This window comes from Streptomyces sp. NPDC047974 (assembly GCF_040653375.1).
Taxonomy (GTDB): Bacteria; Actinomycetota; Actinomycetes; order Streptomycetales; family Streptomycetaceae; genus Streptomyces.
Genome location: NZ_JBEZNU010000002.1, coordinates 18,942 through 41,839, shown reverse-complemented (window position 1 = coordinate 41,839; position 22,898 = coordinate 18,942). Strand labels below are relative to the sequence as shown.

Here is a 22,898-nt window from a genome sequence, read left to right as displayed (position 1 = left end):
CCTTTCGGTCTCCGGTGGTGTCCTCACGGTCCTCTGGGGACTCGCCCCGCACAACGGCCTATCGAGCCGCGCTATTCCGGCCCCCACCCACCAGACTGGTCCACATGACGCGAACCGCGGGGAACGAGCACGGAAACGGGGAGGACCAGGGGATGGGAGAGGGCCAGGGGACGGGAGCGGGGCAGGGGACGGGAGCGAGGCCGGGGACGGGAGCGAGGCCGGGGACGGGGCACGGCACCGAGCACGAGTACGACGTGGTGGTCCTCGGCGCGGGACCGGTCGGCGAGAACGTCGTCGACCGGGTACGGGCGGCCGGTCTGACCGCCGCGATCGTGGAGGCCGAACTCCTCGGCGGCGAGTGCTCCTACTGGGCGTGCATGCCCAGCAAGGCCCTGCTCCGCCCGGTCCTCGCCCGTTCCGACGCCCGCAAGGTCCCCGGTCTGCGCGAGGCGGTCTACGGCCCCCTGGACGCGCTGGAGGTCTTCGCGCACCGCGACGAGACCGTCGGGCACTGGAAGGACGACGGGCAGGTCGACTGGCTGGACTCGATCGGGGTACGCGTCTACCGCGGGCACGGGCGCGTGGCCGGGCCCCGCCGGGTCGTCGTCGACGGCTTCGAGGGCGAGCACCACGTCCTGACCGCCCGGCACGCCGTGGCCGTGTGCACCGGCAGCCGCGCCGTCCTGCCGCCGCTGCCCGGGCTCTCCGGTGCCCGTCCCTGGACCAGCCGCGAGGCGACCAGCGCCGACCGGGTGCCGGGCCGGCTGATCGTCGTCGGCGGAGGCGTCGTCGGCGTCGAGATGGCCACCGCCTGGCACGCCCTCGGCTCCCACGTGACGATGCTGGTGCGCGGCGACCGGCTGCTCCCCCGGATGGAGCCCTTCGTCGGCGAACGCGTCGCCGAGGCCCTGCGGGCGCGCGGTGCCGACGTCCTCACCGGCACCGACGTCGAGGCGGTCGTACGGGACGGGGGCAGCGGCCCCGTCACCGTGGTCCTGGAGGGCGGCGACACCGTCGAGGGCGACGAGGTCCTCTTCGCCACCGGTCGCGCTCCGCGCACCGAGTCCATCGGCCTGGAGACCATCGGTCTGGAACCCGGCTCCTGGCTCGACGTCGACGACAGCCTCCTCGTCACCGGAACCGACTGGCTCTACGCCGTCGGCGACGTCAACCACCGGGCCCTCCTCACCCACCAGGGCAAGTACCAGGCCCGCATCGCCGGCGCCGCGATCGCCGCCCGCGCGGCCGGCACTCCGCTCCCGGGCGCCGCGCCCTGGGGGCCGCACGCCGCCACCGCCGACCACGCCGCCGTACCCCAGGTGGTCTTCTGCGACCCGGAGGCCGCGGCCATCGGCCTGAGCCTCGCCGAGGCCGAACGCGCCGGACACCGGGTCCGCGCCGTCGACGTCGAGATGAGCTCCGTCGCCGGCGCGGGCCTCTACGCCCACGGCTACCGAGGCCGCGCCCGGCTCGTCGTCGACCTCGACCGCGAGGTGCTCCTCGGCGCCACCTTCGTCGGCCCCGCCGTCGGCGAACTCCTCCACGCCGCCACCATCGCCGTCACCGCCGAGGTCCCCGTCTCCCGCCTGTGGCACGCCGTCCCGTCGTACCCCACGCTCAGTGAAGTCTGGCTCCGCCTCCTGGAGGCCTACCGGGACGGCGCCGACCCGGCGTGACCCCCGAGTCCCGCACCAACGCCTACGACGCCCCCTGCGCCCACTGCGGCGCTCCGGTCCAGGCCGGCGCCGGTCTCCTCCGGCACGGCCGTCGCGGCTGGGACGTCTACCACCGCGAGCACGCTCCCGCGCCGGGGCCACGGGTGCCGGGCGACCACTCTGGGTGGCACCGTCGACGGTTGCTGTCCCTGGATATCGGATCCACCGGGAATCGGCCGGAGAGGGACAGGATCACGGGGGCGGCGGTGCGGGGGAGCGACGGGACGGCGCGGGACTGGGTACTGGATCTTGGATCCAACCTCCAGGATCCGAAATCCGGCTTCAGTCTTCGGAGTTCGGATCCCGGATCCGAACTCCGAGATCCAGATGTTGGATCCGATCTTCACTATCCGAATGTTGGATCCAAGATCCCGCCCGCCCCGCCCGCCCAAGCCCTGGAAGAGCTCGCCACCCTCCTCGCCGACCACCTCGCGAGCCGGGAACTCCTCGTCGTCTGGTACGCCCCACACGTCCTGTCGACCCTCCACGCCGAACTGCTCCGTCACGGCCTCACCCCCCTCGCCGACCGGCTCGCCGAGAGCGGAGGGGTCGCCCCGATCTGCGATCCACTGGTCCTGGACCGGCACGTCGACCGCTACCGGCCCGGCGGGCGTTCGCTGCCCGCCGTCGCGGAGTGGTATGGAGTGCCGCACGAGCGCCCGGGTGATCCGGCCTCGGACGCCGAGGCGGCGCTGCTCGTGGCGGGTGGGGTCGCGGCCTCGTATCCGGCGGTGGCGCGGTTGTCGCGGCCGATGCTCCATGCCGAGCAGGTGATCTGGTACGCGGAGCAGATGGAGCGTCACCCCGACGCGCCGGCCTGGCCGTTCGACCCCGTGGAGCCGGTAGCCGACTGAATCACCCTCCGCCCGTCCACCCGTCCACCCGTCCACCCGTCGGCCCGTCCACCCGTCGGCCCGTCCGCTCGCCTGCCCGTCGGCTCAGGCGCGAGGGACGAGCAGGGCAGCCGCGGCGCGGGCGGACTCCAGGGCGGGGCGGGCGCCCGGGGCCGAGTCCTGTCCGAGGACGACCCTCGTGCTGAGGCCGTCGAGGAGGGCGAGGAGTTCGGAGGCGCGGGCCGCCGCGTCGAGCGGGGCGAAGCGGCCGCAGGCCGCGCCTGCGGCAAGCAGGGACTCCAGGTCGCGCTGCCAGTCGGCGTCCAGTTCCCGCTGGGCCTCGCGGAGTTCGGGATTGCCCGCGGTCCTGGCCCAGAGTTCGATCCAGAGGGTCCAGCGCGGATCGCGCGGACCGCGCGGCAGATAGAGGCGGAGGAAGTCGTCGAGTTTCCGCTCGGCGCCCGTCCGGCGGCCGAGCAGCGCCCTGCGCTCCTCGGCGAGCGCGGCCTCGCTCCAGCGCAGCGCGGCGAGCAGCAGCCGGTCCTTGGATCCGAAGTAGTACAGGATGTGGCCGCCGCTGGTGCCGAGCCGTTCGGCCAGGGCGGACATGGTGAGGGAGGCGAGGCCGTCCTCGGCGATCGCCGCCATGGCCTCCTCCAGCATCCGCTCCTGGGTGACGTGTCCGTCGCGCCGCCGTGCCGCCCCTGCCATCGTCGCCGCACCCCGTTCCGTTCCCTCGCCCGGCCACCCCGCGGCCACCGGTCGCGGATCCTCGTACCGCGTCGACCTTAACCGGATCTCCGCCGGGGTCTTGACGTGGCCGGAACCTTTCACTCATCTTGAATGCCATTCAAGAACTTAGAACGTCATTCAAGATCCAGGCAGAGGAGCGTGATGTGCTCGACCACGAGACGGCGGCACCACTGACCGCCACCCGGGACGAGGTCTTCCAGGTCGAGGAGCACGGCATCGACCCCATCCCGGACGCCGAGCGCCACGGCAGCGCCAAGGACGTCTTCTGGGTCTGGTTCGGCTCGAACCTCACCTTCACCTACGTCATCAACGGCGCCCTCGCCGTCGCCTTCGGCCTCTCCTTCTGGCAGGCCACCGCCGTCGTCGTGATCGGCGGCCTCTCCTTCCTCGCCATCGGAGCAGCGGGCCTCGGCGGCGTCCGCACCGGCACCGCCACCCTGGTCCTCTCCCGCGCCGCCTTCGGCCTCCGCGGCAACCGCCCCGCCGGTGCGCTCAACTGGGTCGTCAGCATCGGCTACACGGTCGTCAACACCGTCGTCGGCACCCTCGCCCTGGAGGCCTTCCTCGCCGCCCTCGGCTGGGACGGCGGCGCCGCTCCCCGCGCCCTGGCGCTCGCCGTCACCCTCGCCCTGACCTTCGCGATCTCCTTCTGGGGACACGCCACCGTCCAGTTCGCCGAGCGCTGGATGGCCTACGTCCTCGCCGTCGGCTTCGGCGTCCTCGTCATCCTCCTCGTGCCGGGCGCCGACACCGCCGCCCCCGCGAGCGGGCCCGGCGCCGCCGGCTGGAGCCTCGCGTTCGTGGTGATGCTGGCCGGCCCGTTCTCGTACCTCCCGATGCCCGCCGACTACACCCGCTACCTGCCCCGGACCACCAGCCTGCGCGCCGTCACCGTCAGCGGCGCCCTCGGCGGCTTCCTCTCCTCCGTCGCCCTCGGCGTCGCGGGCGTCGCCGCCGCCACGCGCACGGACATGACCGACGCCGTCGCCGGCGCCGAGAGCCTGCTGCCCGGCTGGTTCCGGCCGGTCTTCCTCGCCCTCGTCCTCGGCGGCTCCGTCACCAACTCCGTCATCACGCTCTACTCCTCCGGCCTCAACCTCCAGGTCCTCGGCATCCCCTGGAACCGCGCCCGCGCCCTCGCCGTCAGCGCCGCCGTGACGGCCGCCGGCTCCCTCGGCGCCCTGTTCCTCACCGACTTCACCACCTCCCTCCTCTCCTTCCTCTCCCTCCTGATCATCGTCTTCGCCCCCTGGGGCGGCGTCTTCCTCGCCGACATGGTCCTGCGCCGCTGCCGGTACGACTCCGACGCCCTGCACCGCACCGACCCCGGCGGCGCCTACTGGTACCGGTCCGGCTGGCACCCCGCCGGCGTCGCCGCCCTCCTCGCCGGTGGCCTCTTCTCCGCCCTCACCTGCGACTCCGCCCTCTGGACAGGCCCCCTCGTCGCGCCACTCGGCGGCGCCGACCTCACGCTCCTCGGCGCACCCGTCGCCGCGCTCGTGTACGTCCTCCTGGCCCGCCGCACCGCCACCCCGCACCCGGCCGCCTGACCGCACCCGCCGCGCCCGCGACCGCCGCCGCCCCACCCGTACGACAAGGAACGCACCCCGCATGAACGGCACCACCCCCGCGCCCGCCTCCACGCCCGCCCCCGCCGACCTGCTCCTCACCGGAGCCCGCGTCCACACCGTGGACCCCGCCCTGCCGGAGGCGGAGGCGATGGCCGTACGGGACGGGCGGATCGTCTGGCTCGGCGCCACCGCGGACGCCGCTGCCTGGACCGGCCCCGGCACCCGCGTCCTCGACGCCGGCGGACGACTCGTCCTGCCCGGCTTCGTCGACGCCCACAACCACGTGCGGCTCGGCTCCGACGACGCCTGCGTCCAGCTCGCCGGAGCCCGCACCCTCGACGAGATCCACGCGCGCGTGCGGGCCTGGCACACCGCCCACCCCGACGCCCTCTGGATCGAGGCCGAGGCCTTCGACTACTCCGCGATCCCCGGCGGCCGCATGCCCACCGCCGCCGACCTCGACCCCGCCACCGGCGCCACCCCCGCCCTCGTCCTCAGCTACGACGTCCACACCGCCTGGCTCAACACCGCCGCCCTGCGCGCCCTCGGCGTCGACCGCGACCACACCGACCTGCCCTTCGGGCGCGCCGTCACCGACCCCGCCACCGGCGAACCCACCGGCTTCGTCAAGGACTTCGCGGTCAAGGGCCTGTCCCGCGACGGCCACCGAGCCCTGCGCGCCCTCGGCGTCCCCTGGGCCTCGCCCGACCGCCAGTACGGCCGTCTCGCCCGCAGCCTCGACGACGCCATCCGCTTCGGCATCACCACCGTCGTCGAACCCCAGAACTCCCTCGACGACCTCACCCTCTTCGCACGCGCGCGTGCCGAGGGCCGACTCCGCTCCCGGATCGTCGCCGCCCTGTTCCACCCCCGCGGCACCACCGACGCCGACCTCGACGCCTTCGAGACGGCAGCCGCCGAACACGCCGACGACCGCTTCCGCGTCGGCCCGCTGAAGCTCTACATCGACGACGTCGTCGAACCCCGCACCGCCGCCCTCCTGGAGCCCTACGCGGGCTGCGCCCACCACCGGGGCGAGACCTTCTACCCGCCGGAGGAGTTCGCCGAGCTGCTCACCCGCCTCGACGCCCGCGGCTTCCAGTGCTTCGTGCACGCCACCGGTGACCGCGGCATCCGCACGGTCCTCGACGCCATCGCCCACGCGCGCGTGGCCAACGGTCCGCGCGACGCCCGCCACCAGGTCGTCCACGTCGAGTGCCTCGACCCGGCCGACACCCCGCGCTTCGCCGAACTCGGCGTCGTCGCCTGCATGCAGCCCCGGCACGCCGCCCCCGACATCGCGGGACCGGGCCAGGACTGGGCCGAGAACATCGGCCCCGACCGCTGGCACAAGGCCTGGCCGCTCCGCGACCTGCGCGACGCGGGCGCCGTCCTCGCCCTCTCCAGCGACTGGAACGTCGCCGAGATGGACCCCATGGTCGGCATCCACGCCGCCGTCACCCGCCGCCCGCTCGCCGGCGGCGAGCCCTGGACGGCGGACCAGGCCCTCACGGTCGCCGAGGCCGTCGAGGGCTACACGAGGGGATCGGCGTACGCGAACTTCCTGGAGCACGAGCGCGGCTCGCTCACCGTCGGCAAGCTCGCCGACTTCGTCGTCCTCTCCCGCGACATCCTGCGCATCGCCCCGGAGGAGATCCCCGGTACGGTCGCGGAGACGGTCGTCGTCGGCGGCGAAGTGGTGGTGGAGAGGGCGGAGACCCCCGCGGGATGAGTGCTCCCGTACGCCCGGTTCAGTGCCCTCCCTCCCCGGACCCCGACGTCACCTCCATCCGGCGTACGAAGGAACGGCCCGCGTCCCTCGACTCGTAGACCCCGTCCCCCGAGGCCACGAGCAGCCGGCGCGCGTCCACGACGGTCAGCGCCTGCGGGGCTCCTCCACCAGGAACGGGGCCCACCCGGCTCCAGGCCCGGCCGCCGTCCCCGGAACGGAAGAGGACCCCGCCCGGCGAGACCCCGAACAGCGCGTCGCCCGCGCCCCACGAGACGTACGCGAGGACCTCCCCGGCCCCGGCCGAGAAGGTCCTGCCGCCGTCGGCACTCCGTGCGACGCCGCTCTCGGTCGTCGCGAGCACGACCTCCGGGTCGGCCGGCGAGACGGCGATGTCGAGGGCACGGAGCGCTGCCCGGTCCTCCCACGCGACCTGGTCCCGGGTCACCCGCAGCCGCCCCCCGGTGCTGTCGTAGCCGTAGACCGGCCCGCCGGGCGCGACGTCGAGCGCGTGGAAGTCCACCTCGCCCCCGAGGGACCGCTCCTTCCACGTGCGACCCGCGTCGCCGGAGGCGACCAGACCGAGGTTCGAGGGACCCCCACCGCCCGGGGCGGGGTGACCACTGGCCAGGAACGTGCCGTCGGCAGCGACGGTGAACCCCATGAAGTCGTCCCGCCGCTCCCCGACCAACACGGGCGCACCGCCGGCCCCGGGGGAGTAGATCCCCTCGTGCGTCGCGACGTAGAGGGTCTCTTCGTGGAGGCCGAGGCCATGGATATGGGTGAGGGCGGAGGCCGGTCCCTTGGATCCACCGGAATGGTCGGAGTCCGGGGACTGGGAACAGGCGGTCAGGGAGAGGGCGAGAGCGAGGACGGCGGCGGAGGCGGCCACGGCTCGGGGGAGGCGGAGGGTGGTCATGGTTCTTTCGTTCGCGGGGAGGTGACGGAGAGCGTCCGGGATCTCGGATCCGAGATCCCGGACTCGGGAGCCTGGATGTCGGATCTCGGATGTTGGATCCGGGAAGGCCGGGGTTCGGAATCCGGGATTTTGGATCCGGGATTTTGGATCCGAGATCCCGCATCCGAAATCCGGATCGTGGATTCACGATCCGGAGCACGGGATCCCGGATCCGAAATCCCGGATCCCGGGCCCGCCCCGAGCAGCCGGAGCGGGCCTGGAGGCCGACCGAGGGCCGGATCACGGATCACGGATCACGGATCACGGATCACGGATCACGGATCACGGATCACGGATCACGGATACGAGATACCGGACGATGGATATCGGATGGTGGATCCAAAACACGGACCCACCATCCGGATCGAGCCTCAGAGGCGGTCGAGGATCTTCCTCAGCTCGGCGATCTCCGCGGTCTGAGCCGTGACGACCTCGCCCGCCAAGGCCTTCGCCTCCGCGTTGCCGCCGTCCTTCTGTTCGGCCTTCGCCATCTCCACCGCGCCCTCGTGGTGGGCGATCATCAGCTCCGCGAACGTGCGGTCGAAGTCCTTGCCCTTCGCGGCGGCAAGGTCCTTCATGTCCTGGTCGGACATCATCCCGGCCATGGCGTGGTTCATTCCGGCGGACTCGGGCTTGCCCCAGCCCTTCAGCCACGCCTTCATCTTCAGGATCTCGGGGTCCTGCGCCTTTTCGATGGCCGCGACGATCTTCTTCACGTCGGCGTCCTCGGCGCGTCCGTCGGCGAGCTCGGCCATCTCCAGGGCCTGCTCGTGGTGGGGGATCATCATCTGCGCGAACATCACGTCGGCGTCGTTGAAGGTCCCGGAGGCGGACGGAGCCGCGGCGGTGGCGGAGGACGTGGAGCCGTGGTCCATGCCGCTCATGGCGTCGTCGTTGCCGCAGGCGGCGAGGAGCAGGGCGGCCGCGGCGACGGCGCCGGTGAGGCCGAGGGTGCGGGTGGTGCGCTTGCGGAAGGTACGCATGGTGATTCCTCGTGTGCTGTACGTACGGGACATGGGCTGTACCGGTGGGCGCGCGGGCAGCGTGGAGCGGCCCGCGGCGGGGTGGTACGGCCTAGATCCGCAGGACGGACAGCCGGGCGAGGTCGGGAGGGCGGCGCGGCGGGGCGTGCGGCGCGAGCGCCGGTGCGAGGCGCGCGAGGAGGAGGACGAGCCAGTCGGGGCGGCGGCCGAGCGCGGCCCGGACGAGGCCGGCGAGCAGCCAGACGGCGAGGACGGCCACGCAGAGCGTGGTCATGTCCATCCCGGATCCGGGCGCGTGCCCGTCGTCCGGCCGCGGCGAGCCGTGGCCGTCGGCGGCGGGACCGCCTCCGGGGGCGCCGGCGTGCGCCGCGCCCGTGGTGGAAGCGCCTGCAGCGGGGCCCTCGGGATGGCCCACGGAATGCATCATGAACACCCCGAGCGCGAGCACGACGACGAGCAGGAGGTGCGCGAGGGCACCTCCCGCTCGCTCGACGCGGTGCGGCCGGGGTGTGGGCATGATCAGGTCCTCCTCGACCCGACCATACCGTGCGGGGGTATCAGTTCCGCGTCAGGGCGTCACGTGGCGAGACCGCGTGACCTCCACGCGCGCGTGCGTCCCGTCCCCGTCAGGACGGCAGCTCGCCGCTCATCGCCGCGGCCATCCGCAGGTGCGGGGCGGCCTCGTCCTGGCGCCCCTGGCGCTCCAGCGTGCGGCCGAGCATCAGCCGGGCGTAGTGCTCCACCGGGTCGCGCTCCAGGATGGCGCGGAGCTCGGCCTCGGCGGGCTTCAGCTGGGCGGAGTGGTAGTAGGCGCGGGCGAGCAGCAGCCGCTGGGCCGTCTGGTCCGGGTGCTCGGCGACGAGGCCGCGCAGGATGCGGACGGCGGTCTGGTACTCCTTCGCGTCGAAGAACAGCTGCGCGCGGCTCCAGCGGTCGGCGGCCGTTCCGAACTCGTAGTACGTGTCGCTCACTTGCTCTCCCTGTTCCGGGGGGCCGGATCTGCCACCCTGTGGGGTGGTCCGCCCTCGTCAACACGCAAGGCTAGTTGAACATTCCACTACTAGGATGTTCCTTGATGTCCCCCCACTGGAGAGGTGTCGATCCTCGATGAGCAATCTCGACCGCCAGGCCGAGCTCGCCGTGTGCGGTGGCCGCGGCTTCGTCGTCGCCGAGCCCGTACGCGAACTCCTCAGCCCCCGGCACGTCCGGCTGGGCGAGTCGACCGAGGTGCGGCGTCTGCTGCCGAACCTCGGCCGCCGGATGGTCGGCGCGTGGGCCTTCGTCGACCACTACGGCCCCGACGACATCGCCGACGAACCCGGCATGCAGGTGCCGCCCCACCCGCACATGGGTCTCCAGACCGTCAGCTGGCTGCACGAGGGCGAGGTCCTGCACCGCGACTCGACCGGCAGCCTCCAGGCGATCCGACCCCGCGAGCTGGGCCTGATGACCTCCGGCCGGGCCATCTCCCACTCCGAGGAGAGCCCCCGCCCGCACGCCCGCTTGCTGCACGGCGCCCAGTTGTGGGTCGCCCTGCCCGACGCCCACCGGCACGTCGAGCCGCACTTCCAGCACCACGCCGACCTGCCCCGCGTCACCGCGCCCGGCCTCACCGCCACGGTCATCCTCGGCTCCCTCGACGGCGCGACCTCGCCGGGGACGACGTACACGCCCCTCGTCGGCGCCGACCTCGCCCTCGCCGCCGGCACCGAGACGGAGCTCCCGCTCGACCCGGACTTCGAGTACGCCGTCCTCTCCATGTCCGGCGAGGCGCACGTCGACGGCGTCCCCGTCCTCCCCGGTTCGATGCTCTACCTCGGCTGCGGCCGCACCCACCTCCCGCTCCGCGCCTCCTCCGACGCGGGCCTGATGCTCCTCGGCGGCGAGCCCTTCGAGGAGGAGATCGTCATGTGGTGGAACTTCGTGGGCCGCACGGACGAGGAGATCCGCGTGGCGCGGGAGGACTGGATGCGGGGCGATCGCTTCGGCGAGGTCAAGGGCTACGACGGCGACCGCCTTGGCGCCCCCGAGGTGCCGGCGGCCCACTTGAAGGCGCGGGGGAGGGTGCGCTGACCTGGGAATTTGCCTGTCGAGCCGATGGAGCGTCGAAGATTTTCGGTCCCCTCTTGCAGCTGTCGCCGCGACTGGGGGAGGGGTCCTGTCGTATCTCTCCCGCAGTCGTGCGGTCGGTGGGTGTGTTTCCAGGGTGTGCTTGTGTGGGAGCAGGTCCGATCAGCTGCATGCTGACTTTTTGCTGACTTCCCTGACAGGGCGTCAGGAGTCTGTCGGTGCGGTGCGGTGCGGTGCGGTGCGGTGCGGTGCGGTGCGGTGCGGTGCGGCGCTGGCGTGGTGGTGGCCCGGTCGCGGCGCCGTGGTATGCGCCGCTCGCCAGCTCCGTCACGGAACCGCTGGGAACGGTGGCCGGCGCGTGAGGACACCACCCAAGCTGATCGTCCCTGCGGGGTGGGTGCGCTGTCGGCCGCACCAAACGGCTGTCCCGTAAATGATCTTCGTGTCACGTCGGGCGTGCAGGGCCGCGGTGTGCCCCTCTCCTTCATCCGACAAGGGCGAGGTTGCCGGCGGTGGTCTTGGCGTCGTGTTCCTCCCGCGTCTTGCAGTCGGGTGCGATTCTCGGGCGGCAGTCGGCCGACCGCTGCGGCGTGCCAGGAGTGGGTGTCGACCTGGAAACCCTGAATGGCGGGGCGAGTCGACGCGGCGCCAAGTCGGTGTGCCAGGAGGTGGGGCGGCTCGGCCTCCAGTGGCAGGCTCCAGGGCTGGCCCCGGCGGGCCGCATCCGTACTATCGTGCCGCAGCGCGATCGCCGGCTTCCCGAACTGCCGACGACATGGGTGTCGCATCGACACCTCGGCGCGATCCGCAGCTGAGCTTGCGCACGCATCGCGCCGACCAGCCTCGGATGTGCGTGGTGCGTGCTGCTGGCCGACGATGAATGAGCTGGACGCAGGCGTTAAACTCAAACTCGATTCGTGTTTCCTATTTCCGTACTCGTTCTCCGTCTCACGCGGGGGACGGGAGACGAGGGGCATCGTGGCGAAGAGCGCGTCCACCGACGGCTTGACCTACTCGGCGTTCACCGGGTGGACTGATCGGCCCACCGATCTCGCGCCAGCGCTGGAAGGTGAGGTCCGGTGCGATGTCGTTGTCGTCGGCGGTGGTCTCGTCGGGATGGCGGTGGCGCTCCGGCTGGCGGAGCGCGGCGTCGATGTGGCTCTGCTCGAAGGCGGGTACTGCGGCTGGGGTGCGAGTTCACGCAACGCGGGCTACTTGTCGAACGCCCTGGCCGGGGACCCGCAGCTCTTGCGCCTGCTGTACCGGCGCCGGCTCCGCGACCTCGTCCGATATGGCGGGAACGCGGCGGAGTTCACCGAGGGCCTGATCGGGCGCCTCGCCATCGACTGCGAGTACGACCCCACGGGTAACGTCATCGCCGCTGTCTCCACCGGACAGCTCCGGCGTTTGAGGAAGAACATGGGGATCCTCCGGGACGCGGGGGCGGACGTGGAATTCGTCGACGGCCGTGACTTCGGCCTGCCGGGAACTTTCCTGGGCGGCATCTTCGAGCGGGGCGGTGGCCTGCTGAACCCCGGGAAGCTCGCCCTCGGGCTGCGGGCCGCACTGCGGGCGTCGAGTGCGAGGGTGTTCGAGCGGACGGCCGTGGAGGCCGTCGAGCCGGACGGCGCGGGCGTCGTGCTCAGCGTGCCCGGTGGGCGCGTCCGCGCCGAGAGGGTCGTGCTCGCGACCAACGCCCACTCCCGCGACCTCGAGATCGCCCCGAGCGGTATCACGCCCGTCTGGACCAGCTTGGTGGAGACCGAGCCGGTCGATCCCGACCGTCTGGCGGCCATCGGCTGGACAAGCCGTACCGGCATCATCACCCCGCACGCGATTCTCGAGAACTACCGGCGCACCCCTCGCGGCACGATCATGTTCGGTACCCGTCGACTCCAGGCGGCGCCGTCGGCGCTGGGTGCCCACGAGCCGGATCGCGCGGTGGTGGCGGACCTGGTCCAAGGCTTCCAGGAGCGGTTCCCGTCGCTCGGATATGTCGCGCCCCAGCGGGCGTGGGGCGGGTGGGTGGCGATGACGTCCTTCCTCCCGGTCGCCGGCGAGGCCGCGAAGAACGTCTTCTATGCCGTCAGCTGCAACGGTCACGGGCTGTCCCAGTCTCCCTACATCGGGACACTGCTGGCCGACCGACTCGCCGGTGACGAGATCCACGACGACCTGCGTGCGATCTGGCGGCCGCGGCCGCCCTACATGCCCTCATTCGCTCTCGGCGCGACGGCGCTGAAGGCCGGGTGGGTGCTCGACCGCATTTCGGACCGCCTGAGCCGGCGGCCCTGAGGAGCCAGGCCCAGGCGCAATAAAGGAGCTGACCGTCACCTCCGGCGCACCTCCCCGGACGTGACATCGCGGCCGCCGACAGGCAAGTGCTGTCGCGGCCGGAGCGGGTCGCGCCTTGTTTTCGAGTGCGCTGGCGACCCCCGGAGAGGAGGACATCCTCGGCCTGGCCCTCACCCCCGCTGCCGTGGCGAGAGCGTTGACCCGGCAGATGACGGTCCGCAACGCGAGCCTCGAACGGCCCGAGGGTGCTCACCAGGCGCGGTTCCTGGCGATGGTCTGCTCCCGCGTTGGTGACGGCGCCGAGGGTGTCTGTGCCTTCCGCGGGAAGCGCGCCCTGACTACCTGGCCGGCCTCCGCCGTGTCGCCGTTCTGCGGCCAGTGGATCGCCGCCACTGTGAACGCCTGACGGGGCGAGGGGCCGGCCCGTCGACGCAGGCGCGCGCCTCGGTGTCCGTGCGGCGGGATGGCACGGCCATGCCGTTCGGGTCGTGCCCGCCACCGGCGCGCCCTGCCGGAGCTCGAGACCCTGGCTCGCCGCGGCTCCGGGGCGAGATCCCTGCAGGGCGTGCACCACCGCCGGGGCGTCAGGCGGCACTCCGAGGGCCCGCGTGCTCGGTGCGAGATCCGGGTGCGGCGGCGGTGGCGAGCCGGCGGAGGCGAAGTCGCCGACGTGCGGGTCTCGTGCGTTCCCCACCGCACCTGTAAACTCGAAGTCGATTCGAAATCAAGTAGTCGGTTCGTCCGGACCGGACTGAAGCCGCGAGGTCTCGCGCCGTGCGCGTCGAGACCAGCCGGAAGCTTGGTGCGCACGACGAAGAGAGGAACAGGGATGACGAACGCGGAGCCCGAGTCGGACGCGGTCAACGCCGTGCCCCCCGTGCGCGAGGAGACCTGCGACGTCGTGGTCGTCGGGGCGGGAATGGCGGGCCTGATGGCCGCCACGACGCTTGCCCAGGAGACCGATGTCGTCGTGCTGGAGGCGGCCGATCGCACGGGCGGACGTGTCGAGACGGTTCGGAAGGGCGACTACTGGATCAACCTCGGTACGCAGTTCACCGAGGGGACCGGGCCGTTGATCGACGCTCTCCACCGCCACGGCATCGAGATGGGGTCGTTGGCCGGCAAGGGCGTGGCACTGGCACTCAACGGTCGGCTGGTCGACACGGCCGATCTCTTCGCGCTTATGTTCTGCACGCGCATGCGGCTCGTCGACCAGGTCGGCATGGCAGTGGTCGGAGCCCGCATCCTTGCCGCGGTGCCGTTCCTCGCCTCGGACAGCGGCCTGGCGAAGCGGGTGCGGGCCGGGCTCGACCGACGTCTCGCCTCCGACCTCCTGCGCGGTGTCCGCTCCGGACTGGCCCGGGACATGGTCCGGTCGTGGTCGGGCCAGTGGATGGGCTGCGAGCCCGGCGAAACGGCCGCGACCCAGCTGGTGACGTCCGTGGGAATCGCCATGACGGATCCGGCGAAGGTGCCGAACTTCGCGCTGCCGGTAGGGGGGAACCAGACGCTGACCGATGTTCTCGCCGCCGATCTCGGCGAACGTCTCCGTCTCCGGGCAGCCGTCAGGTCGGTGAGGGCGGAGGGGGACGGGGTCGTCGTGGAGTACGTCGCAGCGGGCCGCGCGGTACGGGTGCGCGCGAAGCGGGCCGTTGTCGCGGTGCCCAGCGACATCGCGATGCGGATCCTTCCGGCGCTTCCGCAGACGTACCGCAACGCGTTCCAGGACATCCGCTACGGCCGGTACGTGATCGTCGGCTTCTTCACCGAGGAGAAGGGGCCTCAGCCCTGGGACGAGCTCCTGGCCGTCTCCACGCCGCAGCTCTCGTTCCAGGCGGTGTTCAACCACGCCGCCGCCACCCGGAGGGGAGGCGAGCGCAAGCCCGGCGGCGCGCTGGCGTGTTTCGCCGGCGGCGCGATGGCCGACGAGCTCTTCGAGCTCTCCGACGAGGCGATCGTCACCCGGTTCGCCGCGGACCTCATCTCGCTCTACCCCCAGCTCGAAGGGAAGCTCGACGAGGGGGCCGTGCGGCGGCACCGCCGTGTGGTGCCCTTCTGGGCGCCCGGAAGGCGTGCGTCGCTGCCCGTGCTGAGGAACCCCCTGGGGCCGATCCACCTGGCCGGCGACTACCAGCTCGACATGCCCTCGCTCGCCGACGCGGCGAGCTCGGGCGAGAACGCGGGCAAGGCAGTGCTCGCGAGCATGGGGCGGTGACCTCGGCGGTGGCGATGAACGGGAGCCCGGCGTTGTCCGCGCCGAACGACGTCATGTCCGACGGCGCCGTACAGCACACCATGCTGTTCGACCGGGCCCCTGCGGAGTCACCGGTGATCCTCTTCGTCACCCGTCCGAGGCGATGACGCACGTGGTCGCCGTCCTCGCCCTGCTGTCCCTGCTCTTCGTGTGGTCGCTGGTGTCGAGCCGCATGTCCCGCTGGAGCGTCACCGCGCCGATCGCGTTCGCCGTGGCGGGCGCGGCGCTGGCGGGAGGCGACCGGCCCGTGCTCGGCTTCGACCTCGACGCCCACACCTTCCAGAGGTGTGTCGAGGTGGTTCTGGCCGTCATGCTGTTCACGGACGCCACCGAGGCCCGGGGATACGAACGGCTGGGCCGGTCGGTAGGGGAGGGGCGCCTGCTGGGCCTGGCGCTGCCTGCCTCGGTTCTGCTCGGCACCCTCGTCGGGGTCGCGCTCTTTCCCGGCACGAGCTGGTGGTTGTCGGCGGTGGCCGCCCTCGTCGTGATGCCCGCGGACCTCGCCCCCGTACTGAACCTGCTGCGTGACGAACGCGTGCCCCTGAGAGTGCGGGCCGCCCTGAACGTGGAGGGCGGTTTCAACGACGGCCTGGTCTCGCCGTTCTTTGTGTTCTGCGTGGCCAACCTCATTTCGACGGACGGGGACACGTTCACCGACCTGTTGCTGAACGCCGCCCGGGGCGCGGCGTACGCGGTGCTCGTCGGTGCCGTCCTCGGCCTTTCGGCGTTGTGGCTGGTGCGCAGGTCCCGGGAAGCCGGCTGGACGGGGCCCACCGGCCTGCGCATGGCCGGCCTCGCCCTCCCCTTCCTCGCATACACGGCCTCGTCGGAAGTCGGGGGCAACGGCTTCGTCGCGGCGTTCGTGACGGGCCTGTGCTACGCCCGCACCGCGCGTCCGGCGGGGGACGACCACCTCCGGCTCGTCCACGACGTCAGCCACCTGATGGCGCTGGCGGTGTGGTTCACCTTCGGGGTGCTGATCGCGGACGAGTTCGCGGGCGGCGTCAGCCTCGCGGTCGTGGTCTACGCGGTGTTCGCCCTCACCGTCGCCCGCTTCGTTCCGGTGGTCACCGCGCTCACCGGCAGCGGGTTCAGCGGGGCCGAACGCGCCGCCGTCGGCTGGCTGGGCTCGCGCGGCGTCACCTCCATCGTCTTCGCCGTCCTCGCGTACACGCAGCTACCCGAAGAGGAAGCGGCGTTCGTGGCCAGGACGGCCTGCGTGACCGTCCTGCTGAGCGTCGTCGCGCACGGTGTCACCGCGGAGCCGATCGCCCGCTGGTTCGCCCGCCGCGCCCCGCGGGAAGAGGTCGGGAAAGGAGGCTTGCCTTCGGCGACGACCGTGCGTGACACCGAGTGACGCGGACCGCTACGTGGCGCGGAACCGCCCCGCCTCGACCTCGACGATCATCCCCCTGTCCACCAGCCGGCTCAGGTGCCGTGCCGCGATCCGCCGCTCCACCGGCCGCACGTGGGGGCCTTCGACGAGCGGCCGGTAGACCAGCCGGCGCTCGGCGATCTCCTCGACGGTCCGCGGTTCGTCGAGGTACGTCAGAAGGGTCGCGTCCCGCCGCTCCACTACGCCGACGAAGGCGTCGAGCCGTCGGCCGAACTCCTCGGCACCCTCGATCACGCCCTTCTGGTGGGCCGTCCCGTACCAGCGGGCCCCGATCTCCCGGCATCGGCGCAGGGACGCCTCGAAATCCGTCAGGCTGCTGCCGACGTCTCCGTAGAACGGGCCGAACGAGGTCAGGTCGATGTCCGCCACGAACAGGAATCCGTCCGGCTCGATCAGGAAACCGCAATGACCGGCGGTGTGGCCGGGAAGATGCACGACCGTCACGGTGCGCCCCCCGAGGTCGAACACGGCTCCGTCGGTGAACCCCGTCGCGTCGGGGCGGTCACGCACGTGGAACCGGTCGCGCAGCATCGCCTCCGCCTGCTCCGTGGCGTCCGGAGGGAGGCCGTAGCCGGCGGCCATGACCGCACGGGACCGCACGGCGGCGAGATCGTCCTCGTGGGCGTGAACGGGCGCGCCGTACCGTCCGAGACCCGCGACGTGGTCCTCGTGCGCGTGGCTCACGAGCACGAGGTCCGCGGGGGGCGACGACTCGACGAGCGACAGCGACGGGTCGATGATCAGCGTCTCGGCGGTGCCGCGCACGAGGACGGAGTTGGCGTACGGGTAGGCGCCTCGCTCGGCGCCCACCAGTACGGTGACTCCGCCGTACTCCGCTTCCGTGTATCCCGTCGTGTGCACGGTCGGCACTCCTTCGTCGGCGAGTGGCGTGGTGGTCGGATCGCGTGGCGGCCGTCGCGGCCCTGCGTGGGGTGGTTCGCGCGGGTGATCCGCAAGCCCACGACGCGAAGGTAACGGTCCACCGATTCGGCCGACACCCCACGGCGACGGCCGCGGCACACCGTCGACGGAGCGCCGTGATGTCGTAGCGTCGGGCCCCGAACGGGTCGGTAGCCGCTGCTTCCTGAGGAGTTCTTCGTGCCGCAGTCACGTCCCCGGGGCCGCCGTCGGAACCAGTGGCTCTCCGAGCGTCGCCGGTCGGCGGTGAGCTTCGTCATCGCTGTGTGCACGGCGGTGCTTCTCCTCGGCCTCGACCGCAGCTGGGCGGAGATCTCGGCGGCGGACGTGTGCGTGCTGATGCTGCTCGCCCATCTCTTTCCCTATCTCCTGATCACGACGATCGCCTTTTCGACCGCCTCTCCCGATCGTGTGCGCGACTGGGCGGACCGGGAGACACGGGGCACGACCCTCCAGCGGTACGTGTACGGAACGGCGCCAGGGCCAGGGGTCTCCATCTTCATCGCGGCCGCCGCGCTCGTGGTGGCGGTGGTGTGGCGCCCCGGCCACATCGGCTCCGCGTTCGAGCCGGTCGCCCGGGCGGCGGTGGCACTCACCCTGGTCGCCGTCGCCTGGGTCTGCGTGGCCGTTTCCTTCGCCGTCGCCTTCCAGGCCGACAACCTTGTGGAGGGCGAACGGGCACTGGACGTGCCCGGCGAGGAGGCCCCGATCTGGAGCGACTACCTCTATTTCGCCTTTTCGGTCATGACGACGTTCGGCACGACAGATGTCACCGTGGTGTCCCGGGAGATGCGCCGTACGGTGACGGTCAACGCCTGCATTGCCTTCGTCTTCAACACCGTCACGGTGGCCAGCCTCGTCTCCGCCCTGGACAGCCTGTGACGAAGCCACCGGGGAACCGGGCGTCCCCTCAGATCCGCTCCCACCATCCCAGCGTCAGAACGATGCCCTTCTTGACCGCGCACCCGAGGGTATGACCCCTGAGGGAGAACACGAACGAGGAGAGCACCGCCGATGACGCGGTCGCCATCACGATGGCGATGCCGATGTCCCACGACATGAAGAAGCCGAGGAGGAGTGTGGGTACGAGCATGATCAGGCATCCGACGGCCGTCTCACGCAGAACCCGGCTCCAGCTCGCCTTCCGCCACGTCCGCGCCCTGCCGGAGTACCCCTCAAGGGGAACGTGACGAGTGGAGCCGCAGACGTCGGTGTTCATTTCGGTGTGCTCCCGAGAGGTGTGAGGGGTCGGGGCGGCTATTCCTGGGCCTGCGCGCCCAGGTGGCCCACCAGGGTGACGAACAGGTAGGTGCCGACGACGTAGAAGAACACCCGTAGACCGATGCCCTTCGCTTTCCATCTCTCGTTCGTCCGGTCCGCGTCGTGGTCCTCGTCGCGCACAGCGGTTCCCCTCTCAGGGTGTGGTGGTCGGTAGCGGTGAACCCTCCCCGCTACTGCTGCCAGCCGGCGGTGGAGCCGTCCGTGGCGACCTGTGCCAGGGCGTAGAAGCTCGACCCGCCCAGCCCCGCGGCCTCGGCCGTCTTGAGATTGCGTACGGCGGCCTCCAGCACGTTCGCGGCGAAGCCGGCGCCCCTCATGCCGTCGAGGCACGTCTCGCCTCCGTGGGTGAACACCGACAACGTGGCCTGGTCCGTCGTGAAATCACCGCTGCCGATGGCCGCCACCGCCTCCTTGGCCCCGTCCTTCAGCGCCGCGAGGACCTTGTCCGTGGCCTCGTCGAGGACGTCGCCCGAAACCCCCTGGCTGTGGGCGTACGCCGCGGCGTCGACGTAGGCGGCCAGCGCGGCGACGTACACCCCGCCGACGATCGTGAGGTCGACCGCGCTCGCGGCCTGCGCCTGTTCGGAGACGAACCGCGTCGCCGGACCGAGCGCGGCGATCAGCTCCTCGTGCCGCGCCCAGGCTTCGGGGCTTCCCGAGAAGAGGACGTAGCCCCGCTCGGTGCCGATGTCCTGGGGGAAGCAGAGGATCGCGGCGTCCAGGTAGGGGACGCCCTTCCGGGCAGCCCACGCGGCGGCGTGCTCCGCCTCCGCCGTCGAGCTCGTCCCCGTATTGAGGAGCGTCTTGCCGTTCCAGTCGCCGACGCACTCCAGGCTTCGGAGCACGGCTTCGTAGGACGGGGCACAGGTCAGGACAAGGGGGGCGGACGCGACCGCCGTTTCGAGGTCCGCCTCGGCTCTAATCCCCGGCAGCTCGGTCGCCAGCACCCGAGCCCGTGCCGTGTCCGGGTCGTATGCGGTGACCCTCCAGCCGGAACGCGCCAGGGCGCGGGCGATCGACGCCCCCATGAGCCCGTTGCCGATCACCGCGACGTCGCGCTCGGTGTATGTGGCCATGCCAGTTCCTCTCGTCGTGGGTTTCGGCGCCAGGGATGAACCCTAAACTCAAATTCGATTCGAGTTTAAGTTTTGGTGATGCGCGTAGTCAATCCGCGTTGTGGTGATCGGCGTCGGTCGCGGCAGGGGCCTGCCGCCTCGCTTCACCCGGGGGGAGCCGGTGTGTGGCTGATACGATCTCGAATTGTGTTCGAGAAGAAGTCCGCATCCCCGGCGTCGGCCCGTCCGGCCGTGCAGCGCCGTGGCATGGAGCGGAGACGCGCCATCCTGGACGCCGCCGAGGCGCTGCTCCGGGAGCAGGGCTACGAGGCGGCCACCCTGAAGGCCGTCGGTGAGCGGGCGGGCATCCCGGTCGCCTCGATGTACCACTACTTCCCCGACCGGCATCAGGTCGACGCCGAGCTTCTGCGCCGGCACCTGCGGGTGATCGAGGAGCTCGTCACCGCCGCGTTGGAAGGCTCCCCGCTGTCCACGCTGCGGGAGGCCGCGGACGCCGTCATCGACCCCCTGCGCGACTACTTCCGCGAGCATCCGAGCTGCGTCGAGCTGTGGTTCTCGGGCCGCAGCGAGGCGCTCGCCGTCCTGGTCCGGGAATTCGACGCCGCGCAGGCGGACCGGTTCTGGTGCCTTCTCATCGAGCGCGGTCTGGTATCCGCCGACACCCCCCGGCTCGCGCTGCAGCTCGCCTTCGAGGTGGGCAACCGCCTCTTCGACGTCGCGTTCCGGCAGTCACCGGCCGGCGACGACGCCACGATCGACGAAGCGCGCCGCATGGTGATCGCGTACCTCAAGACGTACGCGGCCTGACCTGACCTGGCCTTCCCGCGGCCACGCGGGCGGGGAGGTCAGGTCGCCGGGAGAGTGAGGAGACCGTCCGCGGGCAGGGCCTGTTCCGCCCAGATCACCTTTCCCTCGCGGTGGTGTCGGGTGCCCCAGCGTTCGGAGAGCTGGGCGACGAGGAGCAGTCCGCGGCCGCCCTCGTCGTAGGTGCGGGCGCGGCGCAGGTGCGGAGCGGTGCTGTTGGCGTCGGATACCTCGCAGGTCAGCGTGGACTGACGGATCATCCGCAGCCGGATCGGACTCCTGCCGTAGCGGATCGCGTTCGTCACCAGCTCGCTGACGATGAGTTCGGTGGTGAAGGAAAGCCCGTCGAGGCCCCAGGCGGTCAGCGTTTCGGAGGCGAAGCGGCGTGCCCCGGCGACGGCCGCCGGGTCGGAGGGAACGTCGAGGGTGGCCACGTGACCGGGGTCGAGCGACAGGGTGCGGGCCACGAGGAGGGCGATGTCGTCGACGGCTCGCTCCGGCACCAGCGCGGCGATCACCCGGTCGCAGACCTCGTCCGGGGACGCGGACCCCTGGGCCAGGCCGTCGCGCAGCAGCTCGTGAGCGGTGTCGACGTCCCGTGCCCGGCTCTGGACGAGACCGTCCGTGAACAGGGCAAGCAGGCTCCCCTCGGCCAGTTCGAACTGCACGGTCTCGAAGGGGAGTCCGCCCAGGCCCAGCGGCGGGCCGATCGGCATCTCCGGGAACTCGACCGACCGGGAGCCCGGCGCGTCGCCCGCTCCGTCCGGGGGAGTGGCCACCGCGGGCAGGACGTGTCCGGCGCTGGCCAGCGAGCACACGCGGGAGACCGGGTCGTAGACCGCGTACAGGCAGGTGGCGCTGATCTCGCCCGCTTCCTCCCCCTCCTCGTGCTGGAGCCGGATGACCACGTCGTCCAGGTGGGTGAGCAGCTCGTCGGGCATGAGGTCGATGTCCGCGAAGGCGCGCACGGCCATCCGGAGGCGGCCCATGGTGGCGGCGGCACGCAGTCCGCGCCCGACGACGTCGCCCACGACGAGGGCCACGCGGGCTCCGGACAGCGGGATCACGTCGTACCAGTCGCCCCCCACGCCCGCGCGGGAGCCACTGGGCAGATAGCGGGAGGCCGTGACGACGGCGGACTGCTCCACGGCGTGCCGCGGCAGCAGGCTGCGCTGGAGGGCGAGCGCGGTGGAACGCTCGTGGGTGTACCGGCGGGCGTTGTCGATGGACACCGCCGCTCTGGCGGCGATCTCCTGGGCGAGGAGGAGATCGTCGTCGTCGAAGGGCGCGCCGCTCCCCGTACGGAGGAACTGGACGAGGCCCAGCGTCTCCCCGCGGGCCACCAGGGGGAGGAGGAGGGCTGAGTGGAACCCGTCACCACCTGCGAGGCCCCCGCTCGCTCCGCCACGGCGTAGAACGGGCATGCCGGTCGCCAGCGCGCGGGCCGGCTCCGAATCGGCGGGGTAGCTGTGTGTCCGTCCGATCCGTACGGGAAGGTCCGTGGCGTCGCCGCCCGGTACGGATCGCCGGGCGACGCGACGGAGCGACGGCGGGGTCGACGGCGGCGAGACGTTCTCGTCGTCGAGGACGGAGGAGACGAGGTCGACGGCGACGAGGTCGGCGAAGCCGTCGGCGCCGACGTCCGCAAGCTCCTGCGCGGTGCGGTCGATGTCCAGTGTGGTCCCGATCCGGCGACCGGCCTCGTTGGCCAGCAGGAGCCGCCGTTGCAGTCGGCGGTCGCGTTCCTCCTGGTAGGCCGCGACCACGTGTGCGGAACTGCGGTCCACGTACCCGAACCCCGCCGCCATCAGGCGCAGTGCCGCGGCGTTGACCAGCTCGGGATCGTCGGTAAGCGTGAGGACCTCGGTCTGGACCAGCTGGAGCAGGGCGACGTGGCCGAGCCGGTAGCCGCGCAGGAGCGTGCTGATCGGGACCCCGCTCCGAGCGAGCCTGCGGGCGAGCTCCAAGGACTGCGGCGGCGGCGTGGCCTCCGCGGCGTCGGCGCCGTGTTCCAGCAGGTCCAGGAACGCGACGACGTGCCCGGCTGTCTCCTCGGCCACGAGATCCGCGACCTCGTCGTACCCCCATGGCTCGGACAGCTCGCCGCGGGTGTACCGCAGCAGGGTCTCGACCGATTCCTCCGTCCGCGGCCTGAGCTGCTGGGCCAGACGGTGGAGGAGGGTGTCGACATCGGTCCTCATAAGGGCATTGTCCGGAAGCGGAAGGACCCGTGCCACCGGGTGAGCGGGGAGCGGGGCGTCG

22 protein-coding genes are annotated in these 22,898 nt (G+C 71.9%); 12 read left to right on the top strand and 10 right to left on the bottom strand.

Going from position 1 to position 22,898, the window contains the following annotated elements:
* Positions 1 to 104: 104 nt before the first annotated feature.
* Together AB0E19_RS03310 and AB0E19_RS03305 are read left to right on the top strand one after the other, a co-directional pair.
* Positions 105 to 1,676 (top strand): NAD(P)/FAD-dependent oxidoreductase, encoded by a 1,572-nt coding sequence (locus tag AB0E19_RS03310; RefSeq protein ID WP_362172465.1) that lies wholly within the window; start codon positions 105 to 107, stop codon positions 1,674 to 1,676.
* Positions 1,673 to 2,569, top strand: a complete 897-nt coding sequence (locus tag AB0E19_RS03305; protein WP_362172462.1) for a hypothetical protein — start codon at positions 1,673 to 1,675, stop codon at positions 2,567 to 2,569. The genes AB0E19_RS03310 and AB0E19_RS03305 overlap by 4 nt, the downstream gene beginning before the upstream one ends.
* Before the next feature lie 84 nt (positions 2,570 to 2,653).
* On the opposite strand, the gene AB0E19_RS03300 is transcribed toward AB0E19_RS03305, so the two are convergent.
* Positions 2,654 to 3,259 carry a TetR/AcrR family transcriptional regulator gene (locus tag AB0E19_RS03300; RefSeq protein WP_362172459.1) on the bottom strand — a complete coding sequence of 202 codons (606 nt, stop codon included), beginning with the start codon at positions 3,257 to 3,259 and terminating at the stop codon, positions 2,654 to 2,656.
* A 185-nt stretch (positions 3,260 to 3,444) separates the two neighbouring features.
* Here AB0E19_RS03300 and AB0E19_RS03295 point away from each other — a divergent pair, with 185 nt between their 5' ends.
* On the top strand, positions 3,445 to 4,851 hold the full coding sequence (locus AB0E19_RS03295) for a cytosine permease (protein WP_362172456.1): 1,407 nt from the start codon (positions 3,445 to 3,447) through the stop codon (positions 4,849 to 4,851).
* Between the two features lie 61 nt (positions 4,852 to 4,912).
* Positions 4,913 to 6,604: an amidohydrolase gene (locus tag AB0E19_RS03290; protein WP_362172452.1), complete on the top strand. Its 1,692-nt coding sequence runs from the start codon at positions 4,913 to 4,915 to the stop codon at positions 6,602 to 6,604.
* A 19-nt stretch (positions 6,605 to 6,623) separates the two neighbouring features.
* Here the strand turns inward: AB0E19_RS03290 and AB0E19_RS03285 are convergent, their stop codons facing one another.
* The 4 genes from AB0E19_RS03285 to AB0E19_RS03270 form a co-directional block, all read right to left on the bottom strand.
* Entirely contained in the window at positions 6,624 to 7,520 is an 897-nt protein-coding gene (locus AB0E19_RS03285) for a F510_1955 family glycosylhydrolase (protein ID WP_362172450.1), read from the bottom strand.
* 410 nt (positions 7,521 to 7,930) lie between these two features.
* Positions 7,931 to 8,542: a DUF305 domain-containing protein gene (locus tag AB0E19_RS03280; protein ID WP_362172447.1), complete on the bottom strand. Its 612-nt coding sequence runs from the start codon at positions 8,540 to 8,542 to the stop codon at positions 7,931 to 7,933.
* A 91-nt stretch (positions 8,543 to 8,633) separates the two neighbouring features.
* Positions 8,634 to 9,059: a DUF6153 family protein gene (locus AB0E19_RS03275; RefSeq protein WP_362172445.1), complete on the bottom strand. Its 426-nt coding sequence runs from the start codon at positions 9,057 to 9,059 to the stop codon at positions 8,634 to 8,636.
* A gap of 109 nt (positions 9,060 to 9,168) precedes the next feature.
* On the bottom strand, positions 9,169 to 9,513 hold the full coding sequence (locus AB0E19_RS03270) for a tetratricopeptide repeat protein (RefSeq protein WP_362172443.1): 345 nt from the start codon (positions 9,511 to 9,513) through the stop codon (positions 9,169 to 9,171).
* 136 nt (positions 9,514 to 9,649) lie between these two features.
* On the opposite strand from AB0E19_RS03270, the gene AB0E19_RS03265 reads away from it, so the two are divergent.
* The 6 genes from AB0E19_RS03265 (at position 9,650) to AB0E19_RS03240 (ending at position 16,518) form a co-directional block, all read left to right on the top strand.
* Positions 9,650 to 10,615, top strand: a complete 966-nt coding sequence (locus tag AB0E19_RS03265; RefSeq protein ID WP_362172440.1) for a pirin family protein — start codon at positions 9,650 to 9,652, stop codon at positions 10,613 to 10,615.
* A gap of 596 nt (positions 10,616 to 11,211) precedes the next feature.
* On the top strand, positions 11,212 to 11,427 hold the full coding sequence (locus AB0E19_RS03260) for a hypothetical protein (RefSeq protein ID WP_362172437.1): 216 nt from the start codon (positions 11,212 to 11,214) through the stop codon (positions 11,425 to 11,427).
* A gap of 163 nt (positions 11,428 to 11,590) precedes the next feature.
* A complete protein-coding gene (locus AB0E19_RS03255; protein WP_362172434.1) occupies positions 11,591 to 12,907 on the top strand; it encodes an FAD-dependent oxidoreductase in 1,317 nt (438 codons plus the stop codon).
* Between the two features lie 115 nt (positions 12,908 to 13,022).
* Complete coding sequence (locus tag AB0E19_RS03250; protein ID WP_362172431.1) at positions 13,023 to 13,313, top strand: hypothetical protein; 291 nt, start codon at positions 13,023 to 13,025, stop codon at positions 13,311 to 13,313.
* 471 nt (positions 13,314 to 13,784) lie between these two features.
* Positions 13,785 to 15,122, top strand: a complete 1,338-nt coding sequence (locus AB0E19_RS03245; protein ID WP_362172428.1) for an FAD-dependent oxidoreductase — start codon at positions 13,785 to 13,787, stop codon at positions 15,120 to 15,122.
* A gap of 142 nt (positions 15,123 to 15,264) precedes the next feature.
* Complete coding sequence (locus AB0E19_RS03240; RefSeq protein ID WP_362172425.1) at positions 15,265 to 16,518, top strand: cation:proton antiporter; 1,254 nt, start codon at positions 15,265 to 15,267, stop codon at positions 16,516 to 16,518.
* Between the two features lie 9 nt (positions 16,519 to 16,527).
* Here the strand turns inward: AB0E19_RS03240 and AB0E19_RS03235 are convergent, their stop codons facing one another.
* Positions 16,528 to 17,418, bottom strand: coding sequence for an MBL fold metallo-hydrolase (locus AB0E19_RS03235; RefSeq protein ID WP_362172422.1), 891 nt, complete (start codon positions 17,416 to 17,418; stop codon positions 16,528 to 16,530).
* Between the two features lie 303 nt (positions 17,419 to 17,721).
* Here AB0E19_RS03235 and AB0E19_RS03230 point away from each other — a divergent pair, with 303 nt between their 5' ends.
* Entirely contained in the window at positions 17,722 to 18,357 is a 636-nt protein-coding gene (locus tag AB0E19_RS03230; RefSeq protein WP_362172419.1) for a DUF1345 domain-containing protein, read from the top strand.
* A gap of 28 nt (positions 18,358 to 18,385) precedes the next feature.
* Here the strand turns inward: AB0E19_RS03230 and AB0E19_RS03225 are convergent, their stop codons facing one another.
* From AB0E19_RS03225 to AB0E19_RS03215, 3 genes are read right to left on the bottom strand one after another with little or no spacing between them, the layout of a single operon-like run.
* Complete coding sequence (locus tag AB0E19_RS03225; protein ID WP_362172416.1) at positions 18,386 to 18,694, bottom strand: hypothetical protein; 309 nt, start codon at positions 18,692 to 18,694, stop codon at positions 18,386 to 18,388.
* Positions 18,695 to 18,732: 38 nt separating this feature from the next.
* Positions 18,733 to 18,876 carry a DUF6126 family protein gene (locus AB0E19_RS03220; protein WP_169749492.1) on the bottom strand — a complete coding sequence of 48 codons (144 nt, stop codon included), beginning with the start codon at positions 18,874 to 18,876 and terminating at the stop codon, positions 18,733 to 18,735.
* A 50-nt stretch (positions 18,877 to 18,926) separates the two neighbouring features.
* The gene (locus AB0E19_RS03215) at positions 18,927 to 19,832 is read right to left on the bottom strand and encodes an FAD-dependent oxidoreductase (protein WP_362172412.1); all 906 of its coding nucleotides are present in this window, start codon (positions 19,830 to 19,832) and stop codon (positions 18,927 to 18,929) included.
* 246 nt (positions 19,833 to 20,078) lie between these two features.
* On the opposite strand from AB0E19_RS03215, the gene AB0E19_RS03210 reads away from it, so the two are divergent.
* Complete coding sequence (locus tag AB0E19_RS03210; RefSeq protein WP_362172409.1) at positions 20,079 to 20,639, top strand: TetR/AcrR family transcriptional regulator; 561 nt, start codon at positions 20,079 to 20,081, stop codon at positions 20,637 to 20,639.
* Positions 20,640 to 20,677: 38 nt separating this feature from the next.
* On the opposite strand, the gene AB0E19_RS03205 is transcribed toward AB0E19_RS03210, so the two are convergent.
* Complete coding sequence (locus tag AB0E19_RS03205; protein WP_362172406.1) at positions 20,678 to 22,837, bottom strand: SpoIIE family protein phosphatase; 2,160 nt, start codon at positions 22,835 to 22,837, stop codon at positions 20,678 to 20,680.
* Positions 22,838 to 22,898 lie beyond the last annotated feature (61 nt).